Source organism: Bradyrhizobium sp. CIR48, from assembly GCF_014198315.1.
Classification (GTDB): Bacteria; Pseudomonadota; Alphaproteobacteria; order Rhizobiales; family Xanthobacteraceae; genus Bradyrhizobium.
In genome coordinates this window covers 317,781-343,923 of record NZ_JACIHG010000001.1, presented here as the reverse complement: position 1 = coordinate 343,923, position 26,143 = coordinate 317,781, and the positions used below count along the sequence as shown (strand labels likewise).

General features: G+C 65.0%; 27 protein-coding genes and 1 pseudogene. 20 read left to right on the top strand and 8 right to left on the bottom strand.

Features of this window, described 5'->3' with window-relative positions:
• Nucleotides 1-87 precede the first annotated feature (87 nt).
• Nucleotides 88-1,113 carry a fatty acid desaturase family protein gene (locus tag GGD66_RS01680; RefSeq protein ID WP_183256718.1) on the bottom strand — a complete coding sequence of 342 codons (1,026 nt, stop codon included), beginning with the start codon at nucleotides 1,111-1,113 and terminating at the stop codon, nucleotides 88-90.
• Nucleotides 1,114-1,116: 3 nt separating this feature from the next.
• Nucleotides 1,117-1,821: a TetR/AcrR family transcriptional regulator C-terminal domain-containing protein gene (locus GGD66_RS01675; RefSeq protein WP_092253091.1), complete on the bottom strand. Its 705-nt coding sequence runs from the start codon at nucleotides 1,819-1,821 to the stop codon at nucleotides 1,117-1,119.
• Between the two features lie 336 nt (nucleotides 1,822-2,157).
• On the opposite strand from GGD66_RS01675, the gene rpsF reads away from it, so the two are divergent.
• The 4 genes from rpsF to rplI all read left to right on the top strand — a co-directional run bounded on the left by rpsF (nucleotide 2,158) and on the right by rplI (nucleotide 4,681).
• Complete coding sequence (gene rpsF / locus GGD66_RS01670) at nucleotides 2,158-2,661, top strand: 30S ribosomal protein S6 (RefSeq protein WP_026201876.1); 504 nt, start codon at nucleotides 2,158-2,160, stop codon at nucleotides 2,659-2,661.
• A gap of 5 nt (nucleotides 2,662-2,666) precedes the next feature.
• Nucleotides 2,667-2,906 (top strand): 30S ribosomal protein S18, encoded by a 240-nt coding sequence (gene rpsR / locus GGD66_RS01665; protein WP_007592020.1) that lies wholly within the window; start codon nucleotides 2,667-2,669, stop codon nucleotides 2,904-2,906.
• Nucleotides 2,907-3,038: 132 nt separating this feature from the next.
• Nucleotides 3,039-4,025, top strand: a complete 987-nt coding sequence (locus GGD66_RS01660; protein ID WP_183256717.1) for a hypothetical protein — start codon at nucleotides 3,039-3,041, stop codon at nucleotides 4,023-4,025.
• Between the two features lie 56 nt (nucleotides 4,026-4,081).
• Nucleotides 4,082-4,681, top strand: a complete 600-nt coding sequence (gene rplI / locus GGD66_RS01655) for a 50S ribosomal protein L9 (RefSeq protein WP_183256716.1) — start codon at nucleotides 4,082-4,084, stop codon at nucleotides 4,679-4,681.
• 111 nt (nucleotides 4,682-4,792) lie between these two features.
• On the opposite strand, the gene GGD66_RS01650 is transcribed toward rplI, so the two are convergent.
• The 3 genes from GGD66_RS01650 to GGD66_RS01640 form a co-directional block, all read right to left on the bottom strand.
• Nucleotides 4,793-5,260 carry a PaaI family thioesterase gene (locus GGD66_RS01650; RefSeq protein WP_018317578.1) on the bottom strand — a complete coding sequence of 156 codons (468 nt, stop codon included), beginning with the start codon at nucleotides 5,258-5,260 and terminating at the stop codon, nucleotides 4,793-4,795.
• Between the two features lie 11 nt (nucleotides 5,261-5,271).
• Nucleotides 5,272-5,868, bottom strand: coding sequence for a TetR/AcrR family transcriptional regulator (locus tag GGD66_RS01645; RefSeq protein ID WP_183256715.1), 597 nt, complete (start codon nucleotides 5,866-5,868; stop codon nucleotides 5,272-5,274).
• Nucleotides 5,869-5,976: 108 nt separating this feature from the next.
• The gene (locus GGD66_RS01640; protein WP_183256714.1) at nucleotides 5,977-6,948 is read right to left on the bottom strand and encodes a hypothetical protein; all 972 of its coding nucleotides are present in this window, start codon (nucleotides 6,946-6,948) and stop codon (nucleotides 5,977-5,979) included.
• Nucleotides 6,949-7,226: 278 nt separating this feature from the next.
• Between GGD66_RS01640 and GGD66_RS01635 the strand changes: the two genes are divergently transcribed.
• The 3 genes from GGD66_RS01635 (at nucleotide 7,227) to alr (ending at nucleotide 12,102) form a co-directional block, all read left to right on the top strand.
• Entirely contained in the window at nucleotides 7,227-8,477 is a 1,251-nt protein-coding gene (locus GGD66_RS01635; protein WP_183256713.1) for a cyclopropane-fatty-acyl-phospholipid synthase family protein, read from the top strand.
• A 792-nt stretch (nucleotides 8,478-9,269) separates the two neighbouring features.
• Nucleotides 9,270-10,778: a replicative DNA helicase gene (locus GGD66_RS01630; RefSeq protein WP_018317583.1), complete on the top strand. Its 1,509-nt coding sequence runs from the start codon at nucleotides 9,270-9,272 to the stop codon at nucleotides 10,776-10,778.
• A gap of 40 nt (nucleotides 10,779-10,818) precedes the next feature.
• Nucleotides 10,819-12,102 carry an alanine racemase gene (gene alr, locus GGD66_RS01625; protein ID WP_409362354.1) on the top strand — a complete coding sequence of 428 codons (1,284 nt, stop codon included), beginning with the start codon at nucleotides 10,819-10,821 and terminating at the stop codon, nucleotides 12,100-12,102.
• Nucleotides 12,103-12,240: 138 nt separating this feature from the next.
• On the opposite strand, the gene GGD66_RS01620 is transcribed toward alr, so the two are convergent.
• Complete coding sequence (locus tag GGD66_RS01620) at nucleotides 12,241-12,462, bottom strand: cysteine rich repeat-containing protein (RefSeq protein ID WP_092252808.1); 222 nt, start codon at nucleotides 12,460-12,462, stop codon at nucleotides 12,241-12,243.
• Between the two features lie 40 nt (nucleotides 12,463-12,502).
• On the opposite strand from GGD66_RS01620, the gene GGD66_RS01615 reads away from it, so the two are divergent.
• Nucleotides 12,503-13,273: an exodeoxyribonuclease III gene (locus GGD66_RS01615; RefSeq protein ID WP_092252806.1), complete on the top strand. Its 771-nt coding sequence runs from the start codon at nucleotides 12,503-12,505 to the stop codon at nucleotides 13,271-13,273.
• Between the two features lie 277 nt (nucleotides 13,274-13,550).
• Here the strand turns inward: GGD66_RS01615 and GGD66_RS01610 are convergent, their stop codons facing one another.
• Both GGD66_RS01610 and GGD66_RS01605 read right to left on the bottom strand, forming a co-directional pair.
• Nucleotides 13,551-13,919, bottom strand: a complete 369-nt coding sequence (locus GGD66_RS01610; RefSeq protein WP_038946492.1) for a GFA family protein — start codon at nucleotides 13,917-13,919, stop codon at nucleotides 13,551-13,553.
• Between the two features lie 203 nt (nucleotides 13,920-14,122).
• Nucleotides 14,123-14,899: a potassium channel family protein gene (locus GGD66_RS01605; protein ID WP_092253073.1), complete on the bottom strand. Its 777-nt coding sequence runs from the start codon at nucleotides 14,897-14,899 to the stop codon at nucleotides 14,123-14,125.
• Nucleotides 14,900-15,361: 462 nt separating this feature from the next.
• Between GGD66_RS01605 and GGD66_RS01600 the strand changes: the two genes are divergently transcribed.
• The 12 genes and pseudogenes from GGD66_RS01600 to purF all read left to right on the top strand — a co-directional run bounded on the left by GGD66_RS01600 (nucleotide 15,362) and on the right by purF (nucleotide 26,042).
• Nucleotides 15,362-16,102 (top strand): FadR/GntR family transcriptional regulator, encoded by a 741-nt coding sequence (locus GGD66_RS01600; protein WP_018317590.1) that lies wholly within the window; start codon nucleotides 15,362-15,364, stop codon nucleotides 16,100-16,102.
• Nucleotides 16,103-16,153: 51 nt separating this feature from the next.
• Nucleotides 16,154-17,056 (top strand): annotated as a pseudogene (locus GGD66_RS01595) (NAD(P)-dependent oxidoreductase); the annotation flags it as partial.
• A gap of 10 nt (nucleotides 17,057-17,066) precedes the next feature.
• Nucleotides 17,067-17,750, top strand: coding sequence for an amino acid ABC transporter permease (locus GGD66_RS01590; RefSeq protein WP_018317592.1), 684 nt, complete (start codon nucleotides 17,067-17,069; stop codon nucleotides 17,748-17,750).
• A 7-nt stretch (nucleotides 17,751-17,757) separates the two neighbouring features.
• Nucleotides 17,758-18,426: an amino acid ABC transporter permease gene (locus GGD66_RS01585; RefSeq protein WP_026201880.1), complete on the top strand. Its 669-nt coding sequence runs from the start codon at nucleotides 17,758-17,760 to the stop codon at nucleotides 18,424-18,426.
• A 1-nt stretch (nucleotide 18,427) separates the two neighbouring features.
• The gene (locus GGD66_RS01580) at nucleotides 18,428-19,183 is read left to right on the top strand and encodes an amino acid ABC transporter ATP-binding protein (protein ID WP_092252798.1); all 756 of its coding nucleotides are present in this window, start codon (nucleotides 18,428-18,430) and stop codon (nucleotides 19,181-19,183) included.
• A gap of 20 nt (nucleotides 19,184-19,203) precedes the next feature.
• Entirely contained in the window at nucleotides 19,204-19,998 is a 795-nt protein-coding gene (locus tag GGD66_RS01575) for a transporter substrate-binding domain-containing protein (RefSeq protein ID WP_183256711.1), read from the top strand.
• Nucleotides 19,999-20,065: 67 nt separating this feature from the next.
• A complete protein-coding gene (gene rpiB, locus GGD66_RS01570; protein ID WP_018317596.1) occupies nucleotides 20,066-20,512 on the top strand; it encodes a ribose 5-phosphate isomerase B in 447 nt (148 codons plus the stop codon).
• Nucleotides 20,513-20,525: 13 nt separating this feature from the next.
• The gene (locus tag GGD66_RS01565) at nucleotides 20,526-21,443 is read left to right on the top strand and encodes a ribokinase (protein WP_183256710.1); all 918 of its coding nucleotides are present in this window, start codon (nucleotides 20,526-20,528) and stop codon (nucleotides 21,441-21,443) included.
• Nucleotides 21,444-21,500: 57 nt separating this feature from the next.
• Nucleotides 21,501-22,229, top strand: coding sequence for a sulfite exporter TauE/SafE family protein (locus GGD66_RS01560; RefSeq protein WP_183256709.1), 729 nt, complete (start codon nucleotides 21,501-21,503; stop codon nucleotides 22,227-22,229).
• A gap of 16 nt (nucleotides 22,230-22,245) precedes the next feature.
• A complete protein-coding gene (gene radA, locus GGD66_RS01555; protein ID WP_183256708.1) occupies nucleotides 22,246-23,694 on the top strand; it encodes a DNA repair protein RadA in 1,449 nt (482 codons plus the stop codon).
• A gap of 167 nt (nucleotides 23,695-23,861) precedes the next feature.
• On the top strand, nucleotides 23,862-24,491 hold the full coding sequence (locus tag GGD66_RS01550; protein ID WP_018317599.1) for a CvpA family protein: 630 nt from the start codon (nucleotides 23,862-23,864) through the stop codon (nucleotides 24,489-24,491).
• Nucleotides 24,492-24,518: 27 nt separating this feature from the next.
• Nucleotides 24,519-26,042, top strand: a complete 1,524-nt coding sequence (purF, locus tag GGD66_RS01545) for an amidophosphoribosyltransferase (RefSeq protein WP_018317600.1) — start codon at nucleotides 24,519-24,521, stop codon at nucleotides 26,040-26,042.
• Nucleotides 26,043-26,143 lie beyond the last annotated feature (101 nt).

Genomic DNA, 26,143 nt, shown 5'->3' with positions numbered 1-26,143 from the left:
CCAAAGGGGGCCGTAGACACTGTCCGGGGCCGGACTGTCAAGCCGAGATGGGAACTTCGAGCAGCACTCAACTGGGGATGCGCCCCCTCAAAACCCACCGGCGGTCTGGTTGGCGTCGACCTCCGCTCCGGCCTGCGCACGGCGCGCGCTGCTCGCCAACTGCCCCGGCCGATCCTCCCTGTCAGGCTTTGCCGTCGCCAGCCGCAGCACCGCCGCGTAGTTCGGCTGCACCTCCATGCGGCCGGCGTGCCGGCTCTCGCTCAGCAGGCGATGGACCTTCGGCAGATTGTAGCAGGGCACGTAGAACAGCAGATGATGCTCGAGATGATAGTTCACGTAGTACGGCGCGATGAACAGGCGCTCGAGAACATTGGCATGCGTGGTGCGGGTGTTGCGCAGGGGATCGCTGCTGTCGGGGACGACGGCATGCTCTGCAATGTTGCGGATGCGGGTGATGACCATCATCCAGGTCAGGAGCGGCACCAGCCAGAGCAGCGGATAGGCCCACCATATGCCGGCCGCCGCGAGCGCGGCGAACATCGCGGCGTTGAGGAGGCATTGCGGGCCTAGCTTGTCCCAGAAATGCGCCAGACGCTGCCGCCACGGCCAGTCCTTCGGACCGAGCGCATTGAGCAGCTGCGCCTTGCGCTGCTGGTAGCCGGTCTGTCCGGTGATGTCGCGAATGAACTTGCGGCGATAGCTCAGCTTCGTAATCGGAAACGGTGCCGACAGCACGAGATCGGGATCATCCTCCTGCTGCGTGCGCGCATGGTGCTGCAGGTGGTAACGCCGGTAGCTGCGCGTCTCCGCAAACAGCGGATAGGCACAGAGCCACTGGCTCAGGGCCAGATTGGTTTTCTCGTCGGCGGACAGGCAGCCATGTGCTCCATCATGCATCAGGATCGCGAGGCCCAGCTGGCGCGAGCCGATGATTGCAACGGCAAGGACATAGGTGACCGGATTGGGCCACCACGCGACCAGGGCGATCGCGCCAATGATCAGCGCCCAGGCGTGCACGATCAGAGCAACACCTTTCCAGGTCACACGCTCTCGCACGTCGGCAAGCTGGTCGTCGGTCAGGAAATCGCGGGCACGCATGCGAAGAGCGGTCATGGCCTAGCCTTCCTCGTTCGAATTGCTTGATGCCTCGCGGCCCTCGACAAGACGCAGGCGCGCTGCGTCATCAGATTTCGCTTGCTCGCCCAGCACGCGCAGCATCTCGGCACAGAGCGCCTCGGGCGAACGGCCCATGGCGTAGCCTTCGAGAATGACGCCGATAGCGACGGCCCAGAACCGCCGCGAGCTTTCGTCGGGCGCGCGCAGGGAGCGCCAGCCGTGCCGCGCCACCTGGCTCGCATAGGCGCGCGCGCCTTCGCCGTGCAGGCGCTCGATCGTGCGCTCGACGAGCGGTGCAAGATCCTGGCGGCGCCGCGTCAATGTCAGCGCCTCGGCGAAGAAAGCCACCGAATCGCTCGCCGTCACGGTCTCCGCCAGCGCATGCGTGTATTCCCGTGGCGTGCGCGCCTTCAGCGCCGCCTGCTCGGTCGCACGCGCCAGATACAAGAGGTCGCGGCAGGCGCATTCGACGAACAGCGCCTCCTTGGTGCGGAAGTAGTAGGTGATCTGGCTTGGGAAGGCGTCCGCGGCGGCCGCGATGTCGGTGATCGCCGTGCCCGACAGCCCGCGCTCCCGGAACAGCGGACTTGCTGCATCCAGCAGCAGCGAGCGCATCTTGCGGCCGGCCGACCGTGTGGCCCGCGCAGCGTGCTTCGGATCACCCGCCGACGCCTCAAGCGGAGCCTGGACCGATTCACCCGCCATCAGCACCTCCCGATCCATTATTTGTATGACATACAAACAAATAGGTCAAGCTGGTACGGGAGGGTGGTTTGGACGCGCCTGTCAGCACCGTCTGGCCGAAAACGAGGCGCTCCAACCTTGCCAAGTCAGCCAAAATCCGTATAAGGCGCGCATCCGCAGACCCCGGCCGGGAGCTGAACGGACGGTCTCAGCAAGTCATTCGTGATTTTGGTGTGGCAGGGCCAGTCGGCCCGTCGTCCCGTGTTTCCGCCTTCTGAGCTTAATCCCAGAGTCCTTTCCGAAGGCCTCTTAAGGGCTTGACGCCGGGCGATGCGCCAACATGAGGAAAGGACCACCATGGCTCTTTATGAGCATGTCTTTCTCGCGCGTCAGGACGCGAGCACGCAGCAGGTCGAAGAGCTGACTGCGCAGATGACCGGTATCGTCGAGGGTCTCGGCGGCAAGGTCACCAAGACCGAGAATTGGGGCGTACGCTCCCTCACCTACCGCATGAACAAGAACCGCAAGGCGCACTTCGTGCTGCTCAACATCGACGCGCCGTCCGCGGCGATCGCCGAGATCGAGCGCCAGGAGCGCATCAGCGAAGACGTCATCCGCTATCTCAGCGTCCGCGTCGAGGAACTTGAGGAAGGCCCGTCTGCGATGATGCGCAAGGCCGACCGTGACCGCGAGCGTGACGATCGTGGCGGCGGCTTCCGCGGCGAGCGTGAAGGCGGCTTCCGCGGTGACCGCGAGGGTGGTTTCCGTGGTGGCGATCGTGAAGGCGGTGGCTTCCGTGGCGACCGCGGCCCGCGCCGTCCACGCGAAGAAGCTGAAACCACCACGACGGATGGGGAGTAAGAACAATGGCTGAAGCTGGTGCACGTCGCCCGTTTTTCCGTCGTCGCAAGAGCTGCCCGTTCACGGGCGCCAATGCTCCCAAGATCGACTACAAGGACTCCAAGCTCTTGATGCGTTACGTCTCCGAGCGCGGCAAGATCGTGCCGAGCCGCATCACCGCGGTGTCTGCGAAGAAGCAGCGTGAGCTCGCCCGCGCCATCAAGCGCGCGCGGTTCCTGGGCCTGTTGCCCTACGTCATTCGCTGATACGACCAATTTCGACCGGCGGCGCCAAGCCGCCGGTCGCGACTTTTCTGAACTCATAAGGCTTCCGGATCGTCCGGTCGCCGATGGTTGGGGCGAGATGCCTCTAACCGCTCGAAGGGAGCGGGACAGCTGATGATGGCCTTTGTGCTGATAGCCTTGATCGCCGGCGCTGCGTCGGCCCTGATGTTCGCCTCGATCATTTCGGGCGCGCTGATCTCGCTCGTCCTGTTCTATCTCGCACCGCTGCCGCTGATGGTCGCCGCGATCGGCTGGGGACCGCTTTGCGCAAGCCTCGGCGGCATCGCTGCTGCGATCGGCCTCGGTGCCCTGTTCGGCCTGCCCTATTGCATCGCATTCGCCCTCACCGTCGCGCTGCCGGCGTGGTGGCTCGGCCATCTCGTGCTGCTCAGCCGTCCTGTGGGAAAGGTTGCCGTGGGACATGTCGCGCCTGACGCCACCGCGCCCGCCGAGCCCGAGCTCGAATGGTATCCGGTCGGCCGCATCCTGCTGTGGCTCGCGGGCTTCGCCACGCTGACCACAATCGCCGCCCTGCTCACGCTCGGGACCGACGCCGAGACCATCATCGGTACGCTCAGGCGCGGCCTGATGCGCCTGCTCCGGGCCACCGACCCGCAAAGCTCCGGCGAAGCCGGACAGTTCGTCGACGCGCTGGTGCGGATCGCACCAGCCGGAGCCACCATCATCGCGATGATGACGCTGACCCTCAACCTCTGGCTCAGCGCCAAGGTCACGGCGACGTCGGGCCGGTTGCGACGCCCGTGGCCGGATATGAGGACGGCCGAGCTGCCGCCGATGACGCTGGTGGCGCTGTGCATCGCGCTCGCCTTCTGCTTCACCGGCGGGCTGCTCGCGATCCTCGCCCAGATCACCGCGGCCGCGCTCATGATGGGCTATGCGGTAACCGGCTTTGCCGTGCTGCATACGCTCACGCTGGCACTGAAGAGCCGCACCTTCTGGCTCGGCTCGGCCTATGCCGCCGTGGTCGTGTTCGGATGGCCCGTGATCGCGATGGTGATCCTCGGCCTTGCGGATGCCGTGTTCGGCTTCCGCGAACGCTTCCTGCGCAGCCGGCAACCGCCGCCGCTGCCGACCCCTTGAGTTCAACCCGAAACCGAAACCGAAACCTTACAGAGCACTTCAAAAGGAGAACGAATATGGAAGTCATTTTGCTGGAACGCGTCAACAAGCTCGGCCAGATGGGCGAAGTCGTGAAGGTTCGGGACGGCTATGCCCGCAATTTCCTGCTCAAGCGCGGCAAGGCGTTGCGCGCCACCGCCGACAACCGTGCCAAGTATGACGGCATGAAGGCCGAGCTCGAGGCCCGCAACCTCGCCTCGAAGGGCGAAGCTGCCAAGGTCGCCGAGAAGATCGCAGGCAAGAACATCATCGTGATCCGTCAGGCCTCGGAAGCCGGCCAGCTGTTCGGCTCGGTCAACGTGCGTGACATCGTCATCGCGTTCGAGGCTGATGGCGTTTCGCTCGCCCGCCCGCAGATCCAGCTCGACGCGCCGATCAAGACCATCGGCAAGCACGCGATCACCGTCGCCGTCCACCCCGAGGTCGAGGTCGAGATCACCGTGACGGTCGCGCGCAGCCAGGACGAGGCCGAGCGCATCAACCGCGGCGAGGACATCTCGACCCGCAACGAGGACCGCGACGCAGCCGCCGAGGCGATCGCCGCCGCCGGCGAGTTCTTCGATCCCGAAGCCGAGCACGACGACGTCGCGCCGGCGCCGGCCGCGGAAGAGAAGTAAGCGGTCGTCATTCCGGGATGGTCCGAAGGACCAGACCCGGAATCTCGAGATTCCGGGTCTGGCGCTTGCGCCCCATCCCGGAATGACGGGCGCGATTAAGGCCCGGTCGCCTCAGGCGGCCGGGCTTTTCGTTTTGGCGGCGACGTCCTCGCTCAACATCGCGATCGAGGCCAGCGCCGTTGCCGTGTGCTTCTCGACACCGCCGCTGACACAGAACACGTCGGCCGCGACCACCGACACCTGGCGGCCCGGCTTGATCACCCTCGCGCGGCAGATCAGCTTCTCGCCGACCGCGGGCGACAGCAGGTTGAGCTTGTATTCCGCCGTCAGCGCCGGCTGGCCGCGCGAGGTCGCGGCTGCGATCGTCGTGGCGTTGTCGACCAGGAAGGCGGTGACCCCGCCGTGGAAGAAGCCGTGCTGCTGCAGCAGCTCCGGCCGGCGGTCCACGGCGATCGTGCAGGTGCCGCGCGACAATTCCGAGAGCTCGGCGCCGACCAGGTTCATGAAACCCTGCCGGCCGACATTGGCATGGATGTGCTCGGCGATCGGTGCAAATTCAGGATCTGCGTCGTTGCGCATGCGGCCTCTCCTTATTGTTTGTTGATGCGATCGGGCGGGACCAGCGCGCGGATTGCGCAGGCGATCAGCGTATCGGCCTCGACGCGCGGATCGGCGCGGTCGCGTCCCGACAGGAACGCACGGCAGAAGATCTGCGCGGGACCGATGAGCTGGCTGACGAACATCACCGGCGTCATCGGCAAGAGCCCGCCATTTGCAACCAGCGGCGCGCGCCAGCGCTCGATGCCGTCGGCGAGCCGCGCATTCTGCGCGCGCTGGGCGTCGCGAACTTCCTCGCCCCACTCGCTCCGCGAAATCTCGAACAGGTAGCGCGCCTCGCGCCGGCTGGTCACGACCCACTCAAGATGTGCCCGGATCAGCCGGTCGATGCCCTGCTCCGCATCGGGCACGGGATCGAGCGCCGCCAGCACCGCGGCGTGATAGTGCCGCAAGACCTCAAGAAACAGCGCACCGGCAAGCTCCTTCTTCGAGCCGAAGGCGTGAAAGAAGCTGCCATTGGAGGCGCGCGCCCGGGTGCGGATCGCCGCCACCGTCGCGGCTTCGAAGCCGACGCGGTCGAACACGATCAGCCCGGCTGCCAACAGGTCGTCCCGCACGCTCGCCGTCATTGAGGCCTCCTAGAGTAGCACTCTAGAGCAATACTCTAGGCGCGGTCAATGCAATGCGGAGGCCGCGATGAACGCGGCCTCCGCATGTCGATCAAAAACGTCGCTGGCTTAGCGCGAGATAGGCGGCGTTGGCGGACCGGACTGCTCGGCCGGCGCAGCAGGTGGGGCTGCAGCGGTCGCGGGCGGTGCGGGCTGCGGCTTGGCCGCCGGTTCGGAGCTGGCCGCAGGCGCGGCCGGCTTGGGAGCAGCCTCTTCCGCCGGTTTGGGCGCGACTGGCTCGGCAGGCTTCGCAGCCGGCGTTACCGCCGGGACCGGATCGGGCCGCAGCGCCGGAGCGTCACTGCCGCGGGGCTCGACCCTGGCGCTATCGGGCCTCGTCTCAACGGGCTTCTCGGATGCCTTGCTGCTGTCGGGCTTGGCCTCGTCGCGACCGGGCTCGACCTTCGCCGCGTCGGGCTTGGACTCAGGCTTGGATTCGGACTTGGATTCAGGCTTGGGCTCGCTCTTCTTCTCGTCAGTGGCTGGCGCGGCGGCATCGATCTTCGGCGCCTCCTCGGTGCCGGGCTTGGCGCGGCGCTTGCTCTTGCGTCCCTCGGGCGCAGCCTGTCCCTCGGGCTTCGTGCCCTCCTCGGCCGGCCGCGCAGCGCGCTTCTGGCGCGCACCCTCGGCTGCGGGAGCAACAGCCTCGCCGTCCGGCCTGGCCGCGTCCTGGGCGCGCGGGCGGCGGCCCTGATGCTCGGGATTGGTGCTCGCGTCCTTCTCCCTGGCGCCGTCCTTCTTGCCGTCCTTGGCCTGGTAGCGGGTGTCGGTGGCACCGTTGGAGACGAGATAGGAGGCGAGGATGCCCGCCATGTCCGAGCTCGTGGTGTAGTGCTGGCGCAGGAAGCCCGGCAGCGAGCCCGGCGCGACGGACTTCAGAAGTCCGCGCGGGCTCTTGTGGCACGCATTGCAGGTCTGCGCGAACAGCTGGGACGGGGTTTTGCCGGCTTCGAGATTGGTCACCTGCGCAAAAACGGTATCGGCCGCGCCGAAGCCGATCAGAAGCAATACCGTCGCGAGGCTGAGCGCTCGGCTCGACATTCCCATCATCTCCATTGAATTCCGAGAGGTGCAGCCGGCGTCCGGCGCGGCGCGGTCACCTTTTATCCGATTGAGCCACGAATGGAAGCAGGCACCACGCGCAAGGATGTGATTAAGCGGTTTGCGAATATCGGCTGTGAACTCAGCGCATTAGCGTAGCCGATCCTGCCTCCCTAAATTTGGATGCAAGCGCATAGGAACCGCCGCGTCACCTGGGCGTCAGAAGTGAAGGCCGGGTTAGTCGCATCCCTTCGGGTTCGCTCGAGAGGAAGGTGTCGATGGACCTCTTGTTGCGTAGATTTCTGTCTCAATTCATCCGCCGCGGCACGATGACGGTGACCGGCTCGCGCGGATCGAAGTTCACCGTCGGCGACGCCACTGGCGAGCCGGTCGCGGTGCGCTTCGTCACCGCGGAGGCGGAGCGGAAGATCCTCGTTAATCCCGAGCTCGGGCTTGGCGAGGCCTATATGGACGGCGAGTTCGTCGTCGAGCGCGGCACCATAGCTGATGCCCTCGCGATCCTGCTCGATCAACCCGACCTATTGCCGCAGTGGGCAAAACCCTGGTGGCGCCTGCGCTATCTGACGCGGCATCTGAAGCAATTCAATCCGCGCTCGCGCTCCCGCCACAACGTCGCGCATCATTATGATCTCGATGCCCGGCTCTATTCGCTCTTCCTGGACGCTGACAAGCAATATAGCTGCGCCTATTTCGAGACGCAGGACGCGACGCTCGACGACGCGCAGCTCGCCAAGAAACGGCACATCGCCGCAAAGCTGCTGGTCAGGCCCGGCCAGCGCGTCCTCGACATCGGCTCGGGCTGGGGCGGGCTCGGGCTCTATCTCGCCGAGATCGCCGGCGCCGACGTCACCGGCGTGACGCTGTCGAGCGAGCAGTTGCAGCTCGCCAACGCGCGCGCGGCCGAAAAGCGCCTGACCGGCTCGGCCAGATTCCTGCTCCAGGACTATCGCGACGTCGAAGGCCCGTTCGACCGCATCGTCTCGGTCGGCATGCTCGAGCATGTCGGCGCCCGCTTCTACGACACCTACTTCCAACGCTGCGCCAAGCTGTTGAGCGAAAACGGCATCATGCTGCTACACGCGATCGGCCGTTCGCAGGGCCCGGACTCGACCAATCCCTGGATCGCCAAATACATCTTCCCCGGCGGCTACATCCCGGCGCTGTCGGAGGTGCTGCCGGCGATCGAGCGCGCCGGCCTCCTGGTCTGCGATATCGAGATCCTGCGCCTGCATTACGCGGAAACGCTGAAGGCCTGGCGGGAACGTTTCATGGCGCGGCGCGAGGAGGCCGTGCAGCTCTACGACGAGCGCTTCGCACTGATGTGGGAATTCTACCTGGCGGCCTGCGAGATGACGTTCCGCAAGCAAGCCATGATGAACTTCCAGATCCAGCTCACCCGGCGCCAGGGCGTGGTGCCGATGACCCGCGACTACATGCCGCGTGAAGAAGCCCGGCTGCGAGCGCGCGAACGCACGAGCAAGCCCAGGCTGAAATTGGCTGGTGAATAGGTCTGGTGAATAGATCCTAGTGCCGCAGGGCCGAAATCTGGGAGCAGCGGAAACTGGCCGTTAACGCCAGTTGCGCCCTCAGCGCGGCCAGGATTTCCGGGGCGACAGGCTGGCGACGTATTTCGGGCCGTTCCGCGTGCTCCATGGCCGCAATCAGCCCTGAGAGCCAAAGCCGGCTACCTGCCTCGCTCCGCCAAATCTGGTGCTGCCGTTCTGGCCGCATCGCCTGCCTCGTTCCCTGTTGACGGGTCGCGGGAGACAATTCCCTCCCCCGCCTGCCTGTTCCCGTCTTACCCCCGAAAGATTCCGGGGAGATGTGATCCAATTCACATAAGTCTGGTCGGGCCTGGCCTAGACCGTCGCCATGAGCAAAGAGACCCAAACCTCATTCGACGTGCAGGACGACCTCCGCACCGATTACGCCCTGATCGTTACCGGCGTCGGGGCGGCTCTGGTTGCGCTGGTCTACCTCCTGCTGGTCTGAAGGCGAGCCCAAGGCCGCCAGCGTGCGTCATTTCGCGCGCCTCTGGATTCGTCTGCGCGCCCATCCATCAGGTTCATGCCATAAGGTTCATGGTTTCAGGATTTTTCCATGGCGCGGTCGCGGCCGCTTTCCTGGCCGGGGCGAGTTCCGCAAAAATCCGTCAAGCGCGACGCGTGCTGCGAGCGCTAATCATCCACCATTTTAACTGAGCGGTTGATAGCGGTCAGCTTTCGCTTCCGCTTTGCACCGAGGCGGCGCTTTATCCCGGCCCCGCATCCGCCCAAGAAAATTGCTAAGCACGTCCGACCATGGCCCTGACTGATTCGAACGTCCTCAAACTCGCACCCGAGCCCGGAACTCCCGCCTATCGGAGCGCGCCGCATAATATCGAAGCGGAACAGAGCCTTCTGGGCGCGATCCTGGTCAACAACGATGCGTTCTACCGTGTCTCCGACTTCCTCGAGCCGAAGCATTATTTCGAGCCGCTGCACCAGACCATCTACGAGACCGCCGGCAGCCTGATCCGGATGGGCAAGATCGCCACGCCCGTGACGCTGAAGACGTTCCTGCCCGCCGACACCGATGTCGGCGGTATGACCATCGGGCAGTATCTGGCGCGCCTCGCGGCCGAAGCGACCACCATCATCAATGCCCAGGACTACGGCCGCACCATCTATGACCTGGCGCTGCGACGCGACCTCATCGGCATCGGCGAGGACATGGTCAATGTCGCCTATGACGCCCCGGTCGATTTCGCGCCGCGGGCGCAGATCGAGGATGCCGAGCGCCGCCTCTACGAACTCGCCGAGTCCGGCCGCTATGACGGCGGATTCCAGAAATTCTCGCAGGCGCTGGCGGTCGCGGTCGATCTCGCTGCGAAGGCGTTCCAGCGCGACGGCAAGCTGTCCGGCATCTCGACGGGCATGCGCGACCTCGACACCAAGATGGGCGGCCTGCAGCACTCCGACCTCATCATCGTCGCGGGCCGTCCCGGCATGGGCAAGACTTCGCTGGCGACCAACATCGCCTACAATGTCGCGCAAGCCTATGTGCCGGAACTCCAGGCCGACGGCACCACGAAGGCCGCCAATGGCGGCGTGATCGGCTTCTTCTCCTGTGAAATGTCGGCCGACCAGCTCGCGACCCGTATCGTGGCCGAGCGCACCGGCGTTCCCTCCTCCCACATCCGCCGCGGCGGCATCTCGGAAGCCGATTTCGAAAAGATCCGGGAGGTCTCGATCGAGCTGCAATCGCTGCCGTTCTATGTCGACGCGACCGGCGGCCTTTCGATCGCGCAGCTGATGGCGCGCGCGCGCCGGCTGAAACGGCAGAAGGGCCTCGACCTGCTTGTGATCGACTACATTCAGCTGCTGTCGGGCTCGGGCAAGCGGAGCGATAATCGCGTGCAGGAAATCACGGAGATCACGACCAGCCTGAAGGCGCTGGCGAAGGAACTCAACGTTCCCGTCATCGCGCTGTCGCAGCTTTCACGACAGGTCGAATCCCGCGACGACAAGCGGCCGCAGCTCTCGGACCTTCGTGAATCCGGCTCGATCGAGCAGGACGCCGACGTCGTGCTGTTCGTGTATCGTGAAGAATATTACCTCGCCATGAAGGAGCCGCGCCCGGGCACGCCTGAACACGAGAAGTGGCAGCTTGACATGAGTCTTGCGCACGGAAAGGCCGAGGTCATCATCGGCAAGCAGCGTCACGGCCCCACAGGCACCGTCGACCTGGCCTTCGAAGCCTCGGTCACGCGGTTTGGCGACCTCGCCCCCGACAGTCAGCTTCCGGTTCGCAGCGGCAACGACTACTGAGTTCCTTGAACAGGACCTGCCTCTTGCGTAAAACGGCGTCATGACAATGGCGTCCGACCCGAAAACCATCTCACAATCCGGCCTTTTCTCCGCGGAGGCCAACCAGGCTGCCACGCTCGCTGCCTATGGCGGCGTGCTGACCGTCGATCTCGACGCCATCATTGCCAATTGGCGCAAGCTCGAGAAGACCGCGGTGCCGGCCGAATGCTCGGCGGTGATCAAGGCCGACGCCTATGGCTGCGGCGCCGCCGAGGTCGCGCGCGCGCTGAGCAAGGCCGGCTGCACGACCTTTTTCGTCGCCACCATCGAGGAAGCGCGCAAGGTGCGCGCAGCCGTGCCGGAACCTACGATCTACGTGCTCGGCGGCTATTTCCAGAATACCGGCGAGCACTACGCCAAGATCAATTGCCGTCCTGTCATCGGCGATCTCAACGAGCTCGCCGAATGGGACGTGTTCTGCCGCCGCACCGGCTGGACCGGGGGCACGGCCGTTCACATCGACACCGGCATGAACCGGCTCGGCCTGACGTTATCGGAAGCGCAGGCCATCATCCCCCGCATCAATGCCGGCGATCACGGCATCACGCTGGTGATGAGCCATCTGGTCTCGGCCGAGCAGCTCAACAGCCCGGTGAACGCCAAGCAGCTGGCGGCCTTCCGCGGCATCGCCAGCGAATTCTCCGGCGTGCCCGCGGCGCTCGCCAATTCCTCCGGCATCTTCCTCGGCGCGCCCTTCCAGTTCGATATGGTGCGGCCGGGCGCTGCGCTCTATGGCGTCAACCCTACGCCGGAGGCCGACAATCCGATGCAGCCGGTGGTCGACCTCAAGGCGCGCATCGTGCAGATCCGCACCATCGAACGCGGCGAGACCGTCGGCTATGGCGGCACCTGGACCGCGCGGCGGCCGACGAAACTGGCGATCATCGCTGTCGGTTATGCCGACGGCTATTTCCGCGCCGCCAGCTCCAATGACGGCACCCGCGGCGCCGAGGTTATCGTCGCCGGCAAGCGCTGCCCGGTCGCCGGCCGCGTCTCCATGGATCTGATCGCGATCGACATCACCGATCTGCCGCCGAACGCAGCGCGGCGCGGCCACATGGTGACGCTGCTCGGCGAGGGCATCACCGTTGACGAACTCGCGCATCATTTCGGCACCATCGGTTATGAGGTGTTGACCAGCCTCGGCCACCGCTACGCCCGCCTCTACAAGGGCGGCAATGTGGAGGAGCCGCAGGTGAAGCCGGCAGCCGCGCAGACCGCCGAGCAGCCGCCCTCCCCGCCGCCGGTCGAGCAGCCGGCGGCCCCGCCGCCGCTGCCGGGCTGAACTCTCGTGCCCCGGACGCGGCGCGCGCGCCGCACTTCACATGCACTGCAGAGCCGGGGCCTATCTCTCTACATCTGACCGTGTCGACTTCTAGGTCCCGGCTCGCGCTGCGCGCGTCCGGGACACGGAAGGGATCGCTTACTTCTTCTTCCTGTTGTCCAGCGCCGCCTTGCAGGTCGCGCTGAGCTGGTCGTGCTTGTCGGTGAGGCAGGCGACGACGCGCCCTCCACCCGGCGCGATGCCGGCGCAGAATTTGTCATAGTCTGCCTTGCACGCGCCGCGCGGGTCGGACGATTGTGCCGACGCGGCCCCGGAGAACGCGAGGGCGACGATGATGGCGGCAAAGTTCAACTTGGACATTGTATCTCCGGGTACGGAAGGCAGGAGCCGGTAGCTCTACATGAAGATCGCGACATTCAACATCAACAACGTCAACCGCCGCCTGCCCAATCTGTTGGCATGGCTGCGCGCCGCAAAGCCCGATGTCGTCGCGCTTCAGGAATTGAAGGCAAGTGATGGCGAATTTCCGGCGGCCGCGATCGAAAAGGCCGGCTATGGCGCGGTGTGGCGCGGACAGAAGGCCTGGAATGGTGTCGCGATCCTCGCCCGCAATGCAGAGCCCATTCTGACCCGCGACCGCCTGCCGGGAAAACCGAGCGATCTCGAAGCCCGCTACATCGAAGCCGCCGTGCGCGGGATCATCGTCACGAGCATCTACCTGCCGAACGGCAATCCGCAGCCGGGACCGAAATTCGACTACAAGCTGGACTGGTTCGCGCGCCTCAGGCGCCACGCCAAGAGCTTCATCAAGCAGGATCTGCCGGTCGTGCTCGCCGGCGACTACAACGTCGCGCCTACAGAGATCGACATCTATCCGACGCGCTCATGGGACAAGGATGCGCTGATCCAGCCAAAGAGCCGCGCAGCTTTTGCTTCGCTGGTCGAGCAAGGCTGGTGCGATGCGATCCGCGAGCTGCATCCGGACCAGCGCATCTACACGTTCTGGGACTACAAGCGGAACCGCTGGCCGCGCGATGCCGGGCTGCGGCTCGATCATCTCCTGCTCAGCCCTGCTCTCGCCCCGCGCCTGGCCAAGTCCGGCGTCGACAAGAAGATCCGTGGCGAGGATGGCGCCAGCGATCACGCGCCGGCATGGGTGGTGTTGAAGTAACCTCAATGGTGGGCAAAGCGACTTGTCCGCCGTAGCTCGACGAGCGAAGGCGGAAGCGTGCCCACGCAATCCCGGCTTACGGAGACAGATGGTGGGCACGGCGCAAGTGCGCCTTTGCCCACCCTACGAGATCACGCGAGTTCAGCGCCCGTAATAGTCCACACCGTCTCCCACGCCGCCTTTTGCAGAAGCTGCGCCGTCCCCGCATCCAGCCCCATGGTGTAGGAACTGTCGACAAGAGCACGAACGTGCTGCGGACATCGGCGCGCATGCATGCTCACCACAAGTTCTTGCCGTCGATCATGTTGACTGGCACCGCCTCCAGATCGAAATCGTCGAACAGGCGCGCGTTCACCGCGACCTTGGGATTGTCGAAATCCGGCTTGCCGGTCGACCAGTCCGGCGACTCCGAATAGGTGCCGCAGCCGCAGCTTGCACAGAAATGATGTTTGACGGTGCGGCTACCCCAAAGATAGGTCGCGACATTGTCCGGCGGTGACAGCAGACGAAACTGCGCCGGCGTGTAATAGGCCCACAGCGCGCCGCGCTTGGCACAGAGCGAGCAGGTGCAGCGCGTCACGCTCGAAGGCACCTCCGTCACCTCGAACACCGTCTCACCGCAATGACAACTTGCCTCGATCGGCATGACCCGCTCCCCGTTGTGTCAGAGCTGGGGCATAGCCAGCTCCTGCTGCCAACATGCTGTCAGCAGCAGGACGCCTCAACCAAAATATGAAAAACAACCCCATACACAGTAGCCGACCGCTGTCGGATCAATGAGTTACTGATTCCGCAATTCGACCTGCCTGCCGTCGGGCAAAACACCGGCACGATGCCTCCGTCGGGGATTCAGGTGGCGCCTTCGTCGGGAATATTGAGAACAACGCCACAGGCCTTGCAATGCACGGCGTCGGCATCGTGCCTCTGGAGCCCGCAAGCCGGGCACGGAAATCGCACCTTGTGGGGACTGAGGAGAGCGCGTGCGAGATTGAAGAACAGCGTCACGCCGAAGATCATGATCACGACGGTGATGAGACGACCGAGCGTGCCCGGCAGGGTAATGTCGCCAAAGCCGGTCGTTGTCAGCGCCGTGACGGTGAAATACAGGGCATCGGCATAGTTCCGGATCTCATCGTTGCGAAACTTCTGAGTCTCGTAAACGATCCCGGTCATGACGAAGATGAAAACGGCCAGGTTCGTGACGGCGAAGATGACGTCTTCGTTGCGACGGAAGAACGGAGAATCGATGCGCAATCTCACCAGCATCTGGTAGTCGCGAAGCAGGCCCAACGTTCGCAGGATCCGGAAAAAGCCGCCCGCCTCGCCGGCAAGCGGTGCCAGGAACGACACGATCGCAACCATGTCAGCCCAAGTCGCGAGTTGACTGAATTTTCGAAACGGATGCCGATCGACCAGAAGCCGCGCCGAGAAGTCGGCAAGTAACGTGACGCCGAACAGGACGTCGAGCGTTTCAACGATCTCACTGGGAGGCAGGAACGAGGTTGCAATGATGAACAGCACCGTCACGATGTCGAAGGCGAGCAGCGCGTAGCGGAAGCGCACGCCGCTCGGCGTTGCGCCCTCGTAGAGGCGACGGACATTGCTTCTGAGAGAAGTGAGGGTCACGGCATCATGATCGCGGTTTGCACGAATGATGGCAACCCGGAGAGCGCGCCGCAACGTGACCAATGACCATTTCTTCAAGATGCGTTTTCCGAAACTCCGACCGCAATGGGTGTCAGTATCGCTGCGAGGATCGTCCGCTGAGTTGAAGCCGACGCGATCGACATTGTTGCGGATGTCGGATCGGTAACTCGTCGTTGTCGAGAATGAACGTCTTCGTCGAATAGGTGCTGCCAAGGTCGATGTGGAGATAGTCGAGCTTCGCCGTCCAGTTTGCCGCGAGCGCCGCCTCGATGCCGCCCTGACGACCCGATCACGGACTGGGCGATGTCGACATCGACGGCCAAAAGCCGCTCCGCCGGTGGACCAAGGCCGGAACCGAGGCCGGCTTGAGAGCCGAACCTCTTGACCTCAGCCCATTGGTCAGCATACTGGTCTGACCAAGATCAGACCAGTGGGACGGGAATGGAGCTGAAGCGGGCCACCGAAGGCGAAAAAGGGTTCGAGAAGGTGTTCGCCTTCCTGCGCGAACGCCTGCTTGCGGGCTCGCTCAAGCCCGGCGACCGCCTCATCTCGGAACGCGAGCTGGCAACTCTCCTGGGCGTCAGCCGGCCGATCGTGCGCGAGGCGCTGCGCGCCCTCACGGTGCTCGGCATCGTCGAGATCCGCGACCGCATCGGCACAGTGGTGACCCGGCCGGATGTCTCGGTGCTGAACGACTTCTTCACCTTCGCGCTGGCCCAGCAGGCCGACATGCTCGACGACGTCATGCAGGCGCGCGTCGCGATCGAATGCCAGGCGATCCGCCTCGCCTGCGAGCGCGCCAACATTGCCGATTTCGAACGCCTGCAGCGCGCGCTCGCGAAGATCGGCGAGACGATCGACGAGGCCGATGCCGGCGGCATGGCCGACTTCGACTTCCACCGTGCCATCGTCGTCGCCTCGCATTCGGAGACGCTGACGGTCCTGCATGGTTCGTTGGCCGGCCTGTTGACGCATTCGCATCGCAGCCGCCGTGAGCTGGTGCAAGCCTTCCCGTCGATGAAGACCTATCTGATCGACGATCACCGCCGCATCTTCGAGGCCGTGATTGCGCGCGACCCGGAGCGGGCGGACGCGACCCTGCGCAAGCATTTTGCGATCGGCGACGAGTACCGGCGGCGCGCCATCGTCGGCGACATCGACAAGACCAGCGCCTCGGGATGATCGCGGCAGCGCGGTCAACCAAGAAGCCAATCAACCAAGAAACGGACTGATCACATGGGACGGAACGACAAGGGCAATGTCGGCTTCATCGGCATCGGCACGATGGGCCGAGAGATGGTGCGCAACTTGCTGAGGGCCGGCCACGCAGTTCGCGTGTTCGATCTCAATGAGGCGGCACTTGCCGACAGCGCCAGGGAAGGCGCGACTCGCGCCGACAGCCCTGCCGATGCCGCGCAAGGCGCCGACATCGTCATCACCATGCTGCCCGACACGCCCCATGTCGAGGCGACCATCTACGGCGAGCACGGCGTGCTGAAGTCGCCGCCATCAGGCAAGCTCATCGTCGACATGAGCACGATTTCGCCGGTCGCGGTCCGCAAGATCCACGCCGACCTGCAAAAGGGCGGCGTCAGCTTCGTCGACGCGCCGGTCTCGGGCGGGCCGGTGGGCGCCAAGAATGCCGCGCTCTCGATCATGGCCGGCGGCGACGCCGACGCGTTCGCCAAGGCCGAGCCGTTCTTTCGTGCGATGGGCACCACCATCACGCATGTCGGCGCATCGGGCGCCGGCCAGACCGTCAAGCTCTGCAACCAGCTGATCTGCGGCATCAACATCCAGGCGATCTGCGAGGCGCTGGCGCTTGGCCGCGCCTCGGGCCTCGACCTCAATCTGCTGCGCCGGGTGCTGCTCGGTGGCTCCGCCGCCTCCTGGATGCTCGACAAGCTCGGCCCCCAGATGATCGCCGGCGACGTCTCCGCCGGCTTCCGGATCGATCTCCAGCTCAAGGACCTTCGCCTCGTCCAGGAGCACGCGCAGGCGCTCAGCGTGCCGCTGCCCGGCACCGCGCTCGTGACCAGCCAATATGTCGATGCGCGCGCCCACGGCGAAGGAAGCAACGGCAACCAGGCGCTGTTCCGCGTCTATGACCGCATGACCAACCAGACCACCGGCTGAACCTGATACGATGAGCCTGCAACTCGACTTTCCCGCAGTGCTGGAGCGTTGGCCGAGTTTTCTCGCCGGCGCCGTCCTCACGTTGGAGCTTGCCGCCTTCGCGACGGTGCTCGGCGCCCTCCTCGGCACGCTCGCGGCGGTCGGGCGCGGAACGCACAACGCGCTGATATCAGGGGCCTGCAAGGTCTATGTCGAGACCATTCGCAACACGCCGCTCTTGGTGCAGATCTTCCTGGTCTATTTCGGCCTTGCCAGTCTGGGGCTGAAATTCTCCGCTTTCGCCGTGGCCGTGGCCGCGCTGACGATCAATGTCGGCGCCTACACCGCCGAGATCATGCGCGCCGGCTTCGAGGCGATCCCGCGCGGACAGATCGAGGCGGCCGAGGGCCTGGCGCTGTCGCGCCTCCAGATCTACTGGCACATCATCCTGCTGCCGGCGATCGAGAAGGTCTATCCGGCGCTGACCAGCCAGTTCGTGCTGCTGATGCTGGCCTCTTCGGTCTGCTCGCAGATCTCGGCCGAGGAGCTCACCGCCGTCGCCAACTACATCCAGTCGGACACCTATCGCGCGTTCGAGACCTACATCATCGTCGCCGTGCTCTACGTCATCCTGTCGCTGGTGATGCGCGCCGGCTTCTGGGGCCTCGGCCTCGTGCTGTTTCCGCGCCGTCGCCGGCTCGGCACGCCATTGTGAGATGATCATGGGCGGACATCTCAACATCAATCATCTGATGTTCCTCGGCCAGGGCGCGCTGTGGACCATTGGCCTGTCGGTGATCGCGCTGATCGGCGGCGGCATCGTCGGCTTCGTGATCGCGCTCGCGCGGATCTCGCCGCTCAAATCGGTGCGGATCGCCAGCGCCGTCTATGTCCAGCTCATCCAGGGCACGCCGCTGCTCGTCATCCTGTTCCTGGGCTATTTCGGTCTCGCCGCGATCGGCCTCAAGGTCTCGCCGCTCGCTGCGGCCGGCGCCTCGCTGACGCTGTACGTCGCCGCTTATCTCGGCGAGATCTGGCGCGGCTGCATTCAGTCGGTGCCGAAGCCGCAATGGGAGGCCGCCGAAGGCCTGGCGCTGAGCCGGACCCAGCGCATGATGAAAGTTATCCTGCCACAAGCCATTCGCATCGCGACGCCGCCCACCGTCGGCTTCATGGTGCAGATCGTCAAGAACACCTCGCTCGCCTCCGTCGTCGGCTTCGTCGAGCTGATGCGCTCGGGCCAGATCGTCAACAACTCGCTGTTCGAGCCGTTCGCCATCTACGCCATCATCGCCGTCATCTATTTCGCCATGTGCTATCCGCTGTCGCTGTTCAGCCAGAGGCTGGAACGGCGGATGGGGCGTGGCAGATCCAACCTCGCGCCGGCCTGACATGCAACAGAACCCCTCCTCCGATTCAATCGTGTCGCTCCGCGACGTGCAAAAGAGCTTTGGCTCGCTCCGGGTCCTCGATGGCGTCAGCTTCGCGGTCGAGCGCGGCGAAGTGCTGGCGCTGATCGGCCGCTCAGGCTCCGGCAAAAGCACAGCGCTGCGCTGCATCGACCGTTTCGAGAAGGTCGACGGCGGCGAGATCGTCGTTTGCGGACATCGGGTCGACCGTCCTGACGTCGATCTGCGCGCGCTACGCCAGGACGTCGGCATCGTGTTCCAGAGCTATAACCTGTTTCCACACCTGACAATCGAGCAGAACATCACGCTGGCACCCTGCGCGGTGAAGGGCCTGGCGCACTCGCAGGCCAAGGACCTCGCGCGAAAGGTGCTGGCGCAGGTCGGGCTCGAGGAGAAACTGCACGCCTATCCCGAGCAATTGTCGGGCGGCCAGCAGCAGCGCGCCGCGATCGCGCGCTCCCTCGCCATGCAGCCGAAGGTGATGCTGTTCGACGAGGTCACCTCTGCGCTCGACCCCGAGCTCACCGCCGAAGTGCTGAAGGTGATCGAGCAGCTGGCGGCGGACGGCATGACCATGGTGATGGTCACGCACGAGATGGGCTTTGCCAAAGGGATCGCCGACCGGATCGTGTTCATGCATCGCGGCAAGGTTCACGAGACCGGCCCCGCCTCGATCCTGACATCGCCGACGACGCCGGAACTCACGCAATTCGTGGGCACCGGAAATCTAAAATCATAACAGGGAGAGGAGAACTAGGAATGACCAACAAGACACTGCTTGGGACCGCCGCCGCGCTGCTCGGCCTCGTCATTTTGTCCACCACGCCGGCATCGGCCGACCTGCTCGACGACGTGATGAAGGCCAAGAAGATTCGCATTTCAACCGACCTTGCGATTCCGCCCTCGGGCATGATGGATTCCGGCATGAAGCCGACCGGCTCCGACGTCGAGGTGGCTCAGCTGCTCGCCAAGGACTGGGGCCTCGAGCTCGAATTCATCCAGACCACCGGCGCGACCCGCATCCCGAACGTCCTGACCGGCAAGGCCGACATCATCATCTCGACCCTGTCGGTGACGCCAGAGCGCGCCAAGGTCATCGACTTCACCAAGCGCTATGCGACGCTGCAATCCGACGTCGGCTGCCTCAAGTCGATGAACGTCAAGGACTGGCCCGACCTGAAAGGCAAGACCATCGGCGTCTCGCGTGGAACCACGCAGGATACCACCCTGTCCAACATGAAGGACAAGGAGCTGACGATCGCCCGCTATGACGACGACGCCACGGAAGTCACGGCGGCCGTCTCCGGTCAGGTCGATTGCGTCGGCACATCGGCCGCGATCATCAACCAGATCGGCGTCAAGAATCCCGCCCGCATCTTCGAGTCGAAGATTCCGCTCGCAACCTTCGACCTCGCCATCGGCCTGAAGAAGGGCGAGCAGCGCCTGATGGACAAGCTCAACGGCTGGATCACCGAGAACGTCAAGAACGGCAAGCTCAACGCGATCTACAAGAAATTCCACGGGGTCGAGCTGCCGCCCGACATGCGTAGCTGAACGAAGAGAAGCCGTGACAGCCGCTTTCCGGCTGTCACGGTCAATGCAAAATCAAGAAGGACACCACATGCGTCTCGTCATCGGATCCGACCACGCCGGCTGGCCGCTCAAGCAGACCGTCATCGACCACATCCGCAAGCTCGGCCACGACATCGTCGATGTCGGCTCCCATGACGACAAGCCGGTGGACTTCCCCGACATCGCGCGGGCCGTGGCGCAGAAGGTGACGTCGGGCGAAGCCGCGCGGGGCATCATGGTCTGCGGCACCGGGGTCGGAGCCTCGATCGCGGCCAACAAGATGAAGGGCATCCGCGCCGCGGTCTGCCACGACGTTCATTCCGCCCATCAGAGCGTCGAGCACGACGATGTCAACGTCATGTGCATCGGCGCGCAGATCGTCGGCGCCTGGCTCGCCGTGGATCTCGTCTCGTCCTACCTCTCCGCGGAATTCTCGACCGACGAGGATTTCCGCCGCCGGGTCGAGAAACTGCGCGTCATGGACGAGCAAGGCTGAAGGCCTCTCCGCCATGATCCTGGTGTTCGGATCGCTCAACATCGATCTCGTCGCGAAGGTCCCGATCATTCCCGGCCCCGGCCGGACGGTGCTCGCGCCGTCCTACCAGACCCATTTCGGCGGCAAGGGTGCCAACCAGGCCGTTGCCGCCGCGCGGATCGCGGGACCGGGACAAGTCCGGATGGCGGGCCGCGTCGGCCGGGACGGGTTTGGCGACAGCGCGATCGAGAACCTCAGGACCAACGGTGTCGACGCCGATCTCATCGCCAGGGCCGACGAGCCGACCGGCTGCGCCTTCATCACGGTCGATCAGGCCGGCGAGAATGCGATCACGGTGGCGAGCGGCGCCAACATGGCCGCGAGTGCCGGAGATCTTGGTGCCGCACTCTTCACGCCCGATACGGTGCTGGTGCTTCAGATGGAAGTGCCCTTCGCGCAGGCGCTCGAGGCTGCGCGCAGGACGACATTGGCCGCCGGCACCGTCGTCTGGAATCTCGCGCCCGTCCCGGAGAGGATGACCCGCGAGATGGTGACAAAGCTTCTTGCCGTGACCGACCATCTCCTCGTCAACGAGCACGAGGCGCTGGACGCCGCCGCAGCCATCGACCTCGCTACGTCCAGCTACGAGGCCGCTGCCGCGGACCTCGCCAGGGCCGGCGACCTCACCTGCATCGTGACCGCCGGTGCGCAAGGCGCGCTGGCCGTGACGGCCGACGGCACCCGCCTGCGTGCGCCCGCCCCGCGCATCACGCCGGTGGACACGACCGGCGCCGGCGACACCTTTGTCGGCGCGTTTGCGGCCATGCTGAGCGAAGGCGTGTCGCTGCAGATTGCGCTCGATGTGAGCTGCGAAGCGGCCGCATTGAAATGCCTCAAAGCCGGCGCCCAGACCGGCATGCCGATGCGCAGCGCAATAGGTTCCCTCGCCTAGCACGAATCGCCCATATCGCTGCCCGCGGCTAAACTCTCCCGATTCGTGGAGAGCGTTTTGGCCTTCCTCTTCGTCCTCACCGTCGGCCTCGTCGCCGGCACCATCTCAGGCATCGTCGGCACCGGCTCGTCGATCATGCTGATGCCGGTGCTGGTCTACGCCTATGGGCCGAAGGAGGCTGTGCCGATCATGGCGGTGGCGTCCGTGATGGCGAACTTTTCGCGGATCCTGGCCTGGTGGCGCGAGGTCGACTGGCGGGCCTGTGCGGCCTATTCGGTCACGGGCATTCCGGCGGCCGTGCTCGGCGCACGGACGCTGCTGGCGCTGCCATCGCATGCGGTGGACCTCGCCATCGGCATCTTCCTGATCGCGATGGTGCCGGTGCGGCACTGGCTGGCGCGGCACGACCTCAAGGCCAATCTCTGGCATCTCGCCGTCGGCGGCGCCGTGATCGGCTATCTCACCGGCATCGTAGTCTCGACCGGCCCGCTCAGCGTGCCGCTGTTCCTGTTCTACGGACTCAGCAAGGGCGCTTTCCTCGCCACCGAGGCGGCCTCCTCGCTCGGTCTCTACTTCGCAAAATCCGTGACCTTCGAGCGCTTCGGCGCGTTGACCGGCGATGTCTTCATGAAGGGGCTGATCGCGGGCGCCTCGCTGATGTCGGGCGCCTTCATCGCAAAACGCTTCGTGCTGCACCTGAAGCCGGACGTGTTCCGCCTGCTGATGGACGCGATCATGGTCGCGGCCGGGCTCTCCATGCTATGGAACGCGACGCAATCTCCCTGAGCACGATTGACGCCCCATGGCCAAGAACACCCTTTCCTTCGTCTGCCAGAACTGCGGCGCGGCCTATAACCGCTGGCAGGGCAAGTGCGAATCCTGCGGCGAGTGGAATACGCTCGCGGAAGAAGACACCAGCGGCAGCGTGCCGGTGTCGATCCGCTCCAAGCGCAAGGGACGAACGTTTGCGCTGGAGAGCCTCTCGGGGAAAACCCAGGATGCGCCTCGCCTGTCCTCCGGGATGACCGAGCTCGACCGCGTCACCGGCGGCGGTTTTGTCCGCGGCTCCGTGCTGCTGGTGGGCGGCGACCCCGGCATTGGCAAGTCGACATTGCTGACGCAGGCCACCAGCATGATGGCACGCGCCGGCCACCGCATCGTCTACATCTCCGGCGAAGAGGCGGTCGCGCAGGTGCGGCTGCGCGCCGAACGGCTGGGGCTGTCGGATGCGCCGGTGCAGCTCGCCGCCGAAACCTCGGTCGAGGACATCGTCTCGACGCTGTCGGAGGGCGCGGTCCCGCGGCTGATCGTGATCGATTCGATCCAAACCATGTGGACCGACACGGTGGAATCCGCGCCCGGCACGGTGACCCAGGTGCGCGCCTCGGCACAGGCGCTGATACGTTTCGCCAAGAAGACCGGCGCTGCCATCATCCTGGTTGGCCATGTCACCAAGGACGGCCAGATCGCCGGCCCCCGCGTGGTCGAGCACATGGTCGATGCCGTGCTGTCGTTCGAGGGCGAAGGCTCGCAGCAATTCCGCATCCTGCGCGCCGTGAAGAACCGTTTCGGCCCGACCGACGAGATCGGCGTGTTCGAGATGACGGGCCTTGGCCTGCGCGAGGTCACCAATCCCTCCGAGCTGTTCCTGTCCGAGCGCGATCTCGGCACGCCCGGCACCGCAGTGTTCGCGGGAATCGAGGGCACGCGGCCCGTCCTGGTCGAATTGCAGGCGCTGGTGGCGCCGACCTCGCTCGGCACGCCGCGGCGCGCGGTGGTAGGCTGGGATCAGAGTCGGCTCTCGATGGTGCTGGCGGTGCTGGAGGCCCATTGCGGGGTCAAGCTGTCGGGCCACGACGTCTATCTGAACGTGGCGGGAGGCCTGCGCATCCACGAGCCCGCGGCCGACATGGCCGCCGCGGCCGCGCTGGTGTCCTCCCTGGTTAATGCGCAGTTACCCACCGATGCGGTCTATTTCGGCGAGATTTCACTTTCTGGCGTGATCCGGCCGGTGGCGCAGACCCCGGCCCGGCTCAAGGAGGCGGCCAAGCTGGGCTTCAAGCGCGCCGTGCTGCCCGAATCGGCCCGAGGCGGGGATGCCGGCGGTGACGCCGGACTGGCCCTGAATGCGGTCAACAGCCTGACGACATTGGTCGCAGAGATTGCCGCCAAGGGCTCCCGCCGGGGCGAATCGAACGCGCCGGCAGAGAAAAATGCCACACCGGCAAGATTCCGCCGTGGAGAGGGTTAGGTGGAGGTGACGTCGGAGGCCCCCGCCGCTATACAGCCGTCACAAAAGCAGCATGGGATTGCGTGGTTGCGGCCTTGCCGGGAACGCCGTCTGCCCCTCTTTTAGGGCAGCGGCCAAACACCGATTCGCTAGAGCACCTTCGACGTACGAGCGGACCAGACCAGCCGATGCCAGTAACACTCCTCGACCTGATCCTGCTCGGTGTGATGCTGATCTCGGGCCTGCTTGCCATGGTCCGCGGCTTCATGCGCGAAATCCTGTCGATCGCGGCCTGGGGCGCCGCGGCGATCGTGACGCTGTACTCGTTCTCGAAGCTGCTGCCGACCGCCAAGACCTATTTCAACAACGACACCGTCGCGAGCGTGGTCGTCGTCGCCGGCGTGTTCGTGGGCACCCTGGTCGTGGTTTCCGTGATCACAGTCCGGATCTCCGACATGATCCTGGATTCCAGGATCGGCGCGCTGGACCGCACCCTCGGCTTCCTGTTTGGCCTGGCTCGCGGGCTTTTGATCGTCGTGGTCGCCTTCCTGTTCTTCACCTGGCTGGTTCCGGACAAGCAGCGCCCGGACTGGGTGACGGGGGCCAAATCCCGCGTCGTGCTCCAGGGAACCGGGGATTGGCTGATGGCCCTCTTGCCGGACGACCCCGAGAACACCATCTTGAAGAGATTCAAGAAAAACAAACCAGATGATGATCAAGCTGAATCCGAGCAGCAGCCTTCGGGCAGTGGTGACGGATACAGTAAACCTGCTCGTGACAGTTTGAAGAAACTGATCGAGAAACCTGCGGCGCGTTGATTGCCCTTAAAGAGAGGCGCGGACGAGATGCGACACCCTGACCAGGACGCCCAACTTGATCTCGATCCAAACGCCGGCCCGGGCCCGGCCGCGCTAGAGGTTCAGGACGACCTGGAGGGAGATACGCTGCGCGAGGAATGCGGCGTCTTCGGCATCTATGGCCACCCGGACGCCGCCGCCATCACCGCGCTCGGCCTTCACGCCCTTCAGCATCGCGGCCAGGAGGCCGCCGGCATCGTCTCCTACGACGGCAGCCGCTTCCACAGTGAACGCCGCCTCGGGCTCGTCGGCGACACCTTCTCCCGCCGCGAGGTGATCGACCGCCTGCCCGGCAATATGGCCGTCGGCCATGTCCGCTATTCCACCACCGGCGCCACCATCCTGCGCAACGTGCAGCCGCTGTTCGCCGAGCTCAATGCCGGTGGTCTCGCGGTCGCCCATAACGGCAACCTCACCAACGGCCTGACGCTGCGCCGCGAACTCGTGAAGCACGGCGCGATGATGCAGTCGACCACCGACACCGAGGTGATCCTGCATCTGGTCGCGCGCTCCAGGCGCGCCCGCTTCATCGAGCGCTATATCGACGCGCTGCGCGAGATCGAGGGCGCCTATGCGCTGGTCTCGCTCACCAACAAGAAGCTGGTCGGCGCGCGCGATCCGCGCGGCATCCGTCCCCTGGTGCTCGGCGAGCTCGACGGCTGCCCGATCCTGACCTCGGAGACCTGCGCGCTCGATATCATCGGCGCGCGCTTCATCCGCGACATCGAGCCGGGCGAAGTCATCGTGTTCGACGAGAACGGCCAGGACATCCACAAGCCGTTCCCGCCGATGGCGCCGCGTCCCTGCATCTTCGAATACATCTATTTCGCCCGCCCGGATTCCATCGTCCACGGCCGCTCGGTCTACGAGGTGCGCAAGGCCTTCGGTGCGCAGCTCGCGCGCGAGAGCCACGTGCCGATCGACGTCGTCGTGCCGGTGCCGGATTCCGGCGTCCCCGCCGCGGTCGGCTACAGCCAGTATTCCGGTGTGCCGTTCGAGCTCGGCATCATCCGCAACCATTATGTCGGCCGCACCTTCATCCAGCCGACGCAGGCGATCCGCGAATCCGGCGTGCGCATGAAGCATTCGGCCAACCGTGCCGCGATCGAAGGCAAGCGCATCATCCTGATCGACGACTCGCTGGTGCGCGGCACCACCTCGAAGAAGATCGTGCGCATGATGCGCGATGCCGGCGCCAAGGAAGTGCACTTCCGTCTCGCCTCACCGCCGATCCTCTATCCCGATTATTACGGCATCGACCTGCCCGATCGCGGCGGTCTTCTCGCGGCGACGCATTCGCTGGAGGAGATGCGCGAGATCATCGGCGCCGACTCGCTCGCCTTCCTGTCGATCGACGGCATGTACCGCGCCATGGGCGAACCCGGCCGCGATCCTGCCAATCCAAAATTCTCGGATCACTGCTTTACCGGGGCCTATCCGACCCACCTCACCGACCAGACCCAGACCGAGCAGCAGCCCCGGCAGCTGTCTCTGCTGGCGGAGGCGAGCTGACCCTCTGCCGTCATTCCGGGGCGTGCGCAGCGCGATCCCGGAATCTCGACGTAGTCCTGTAAGCTCTGGATTCCGGGTTCGATGCTTCGCATCGCCCCGGA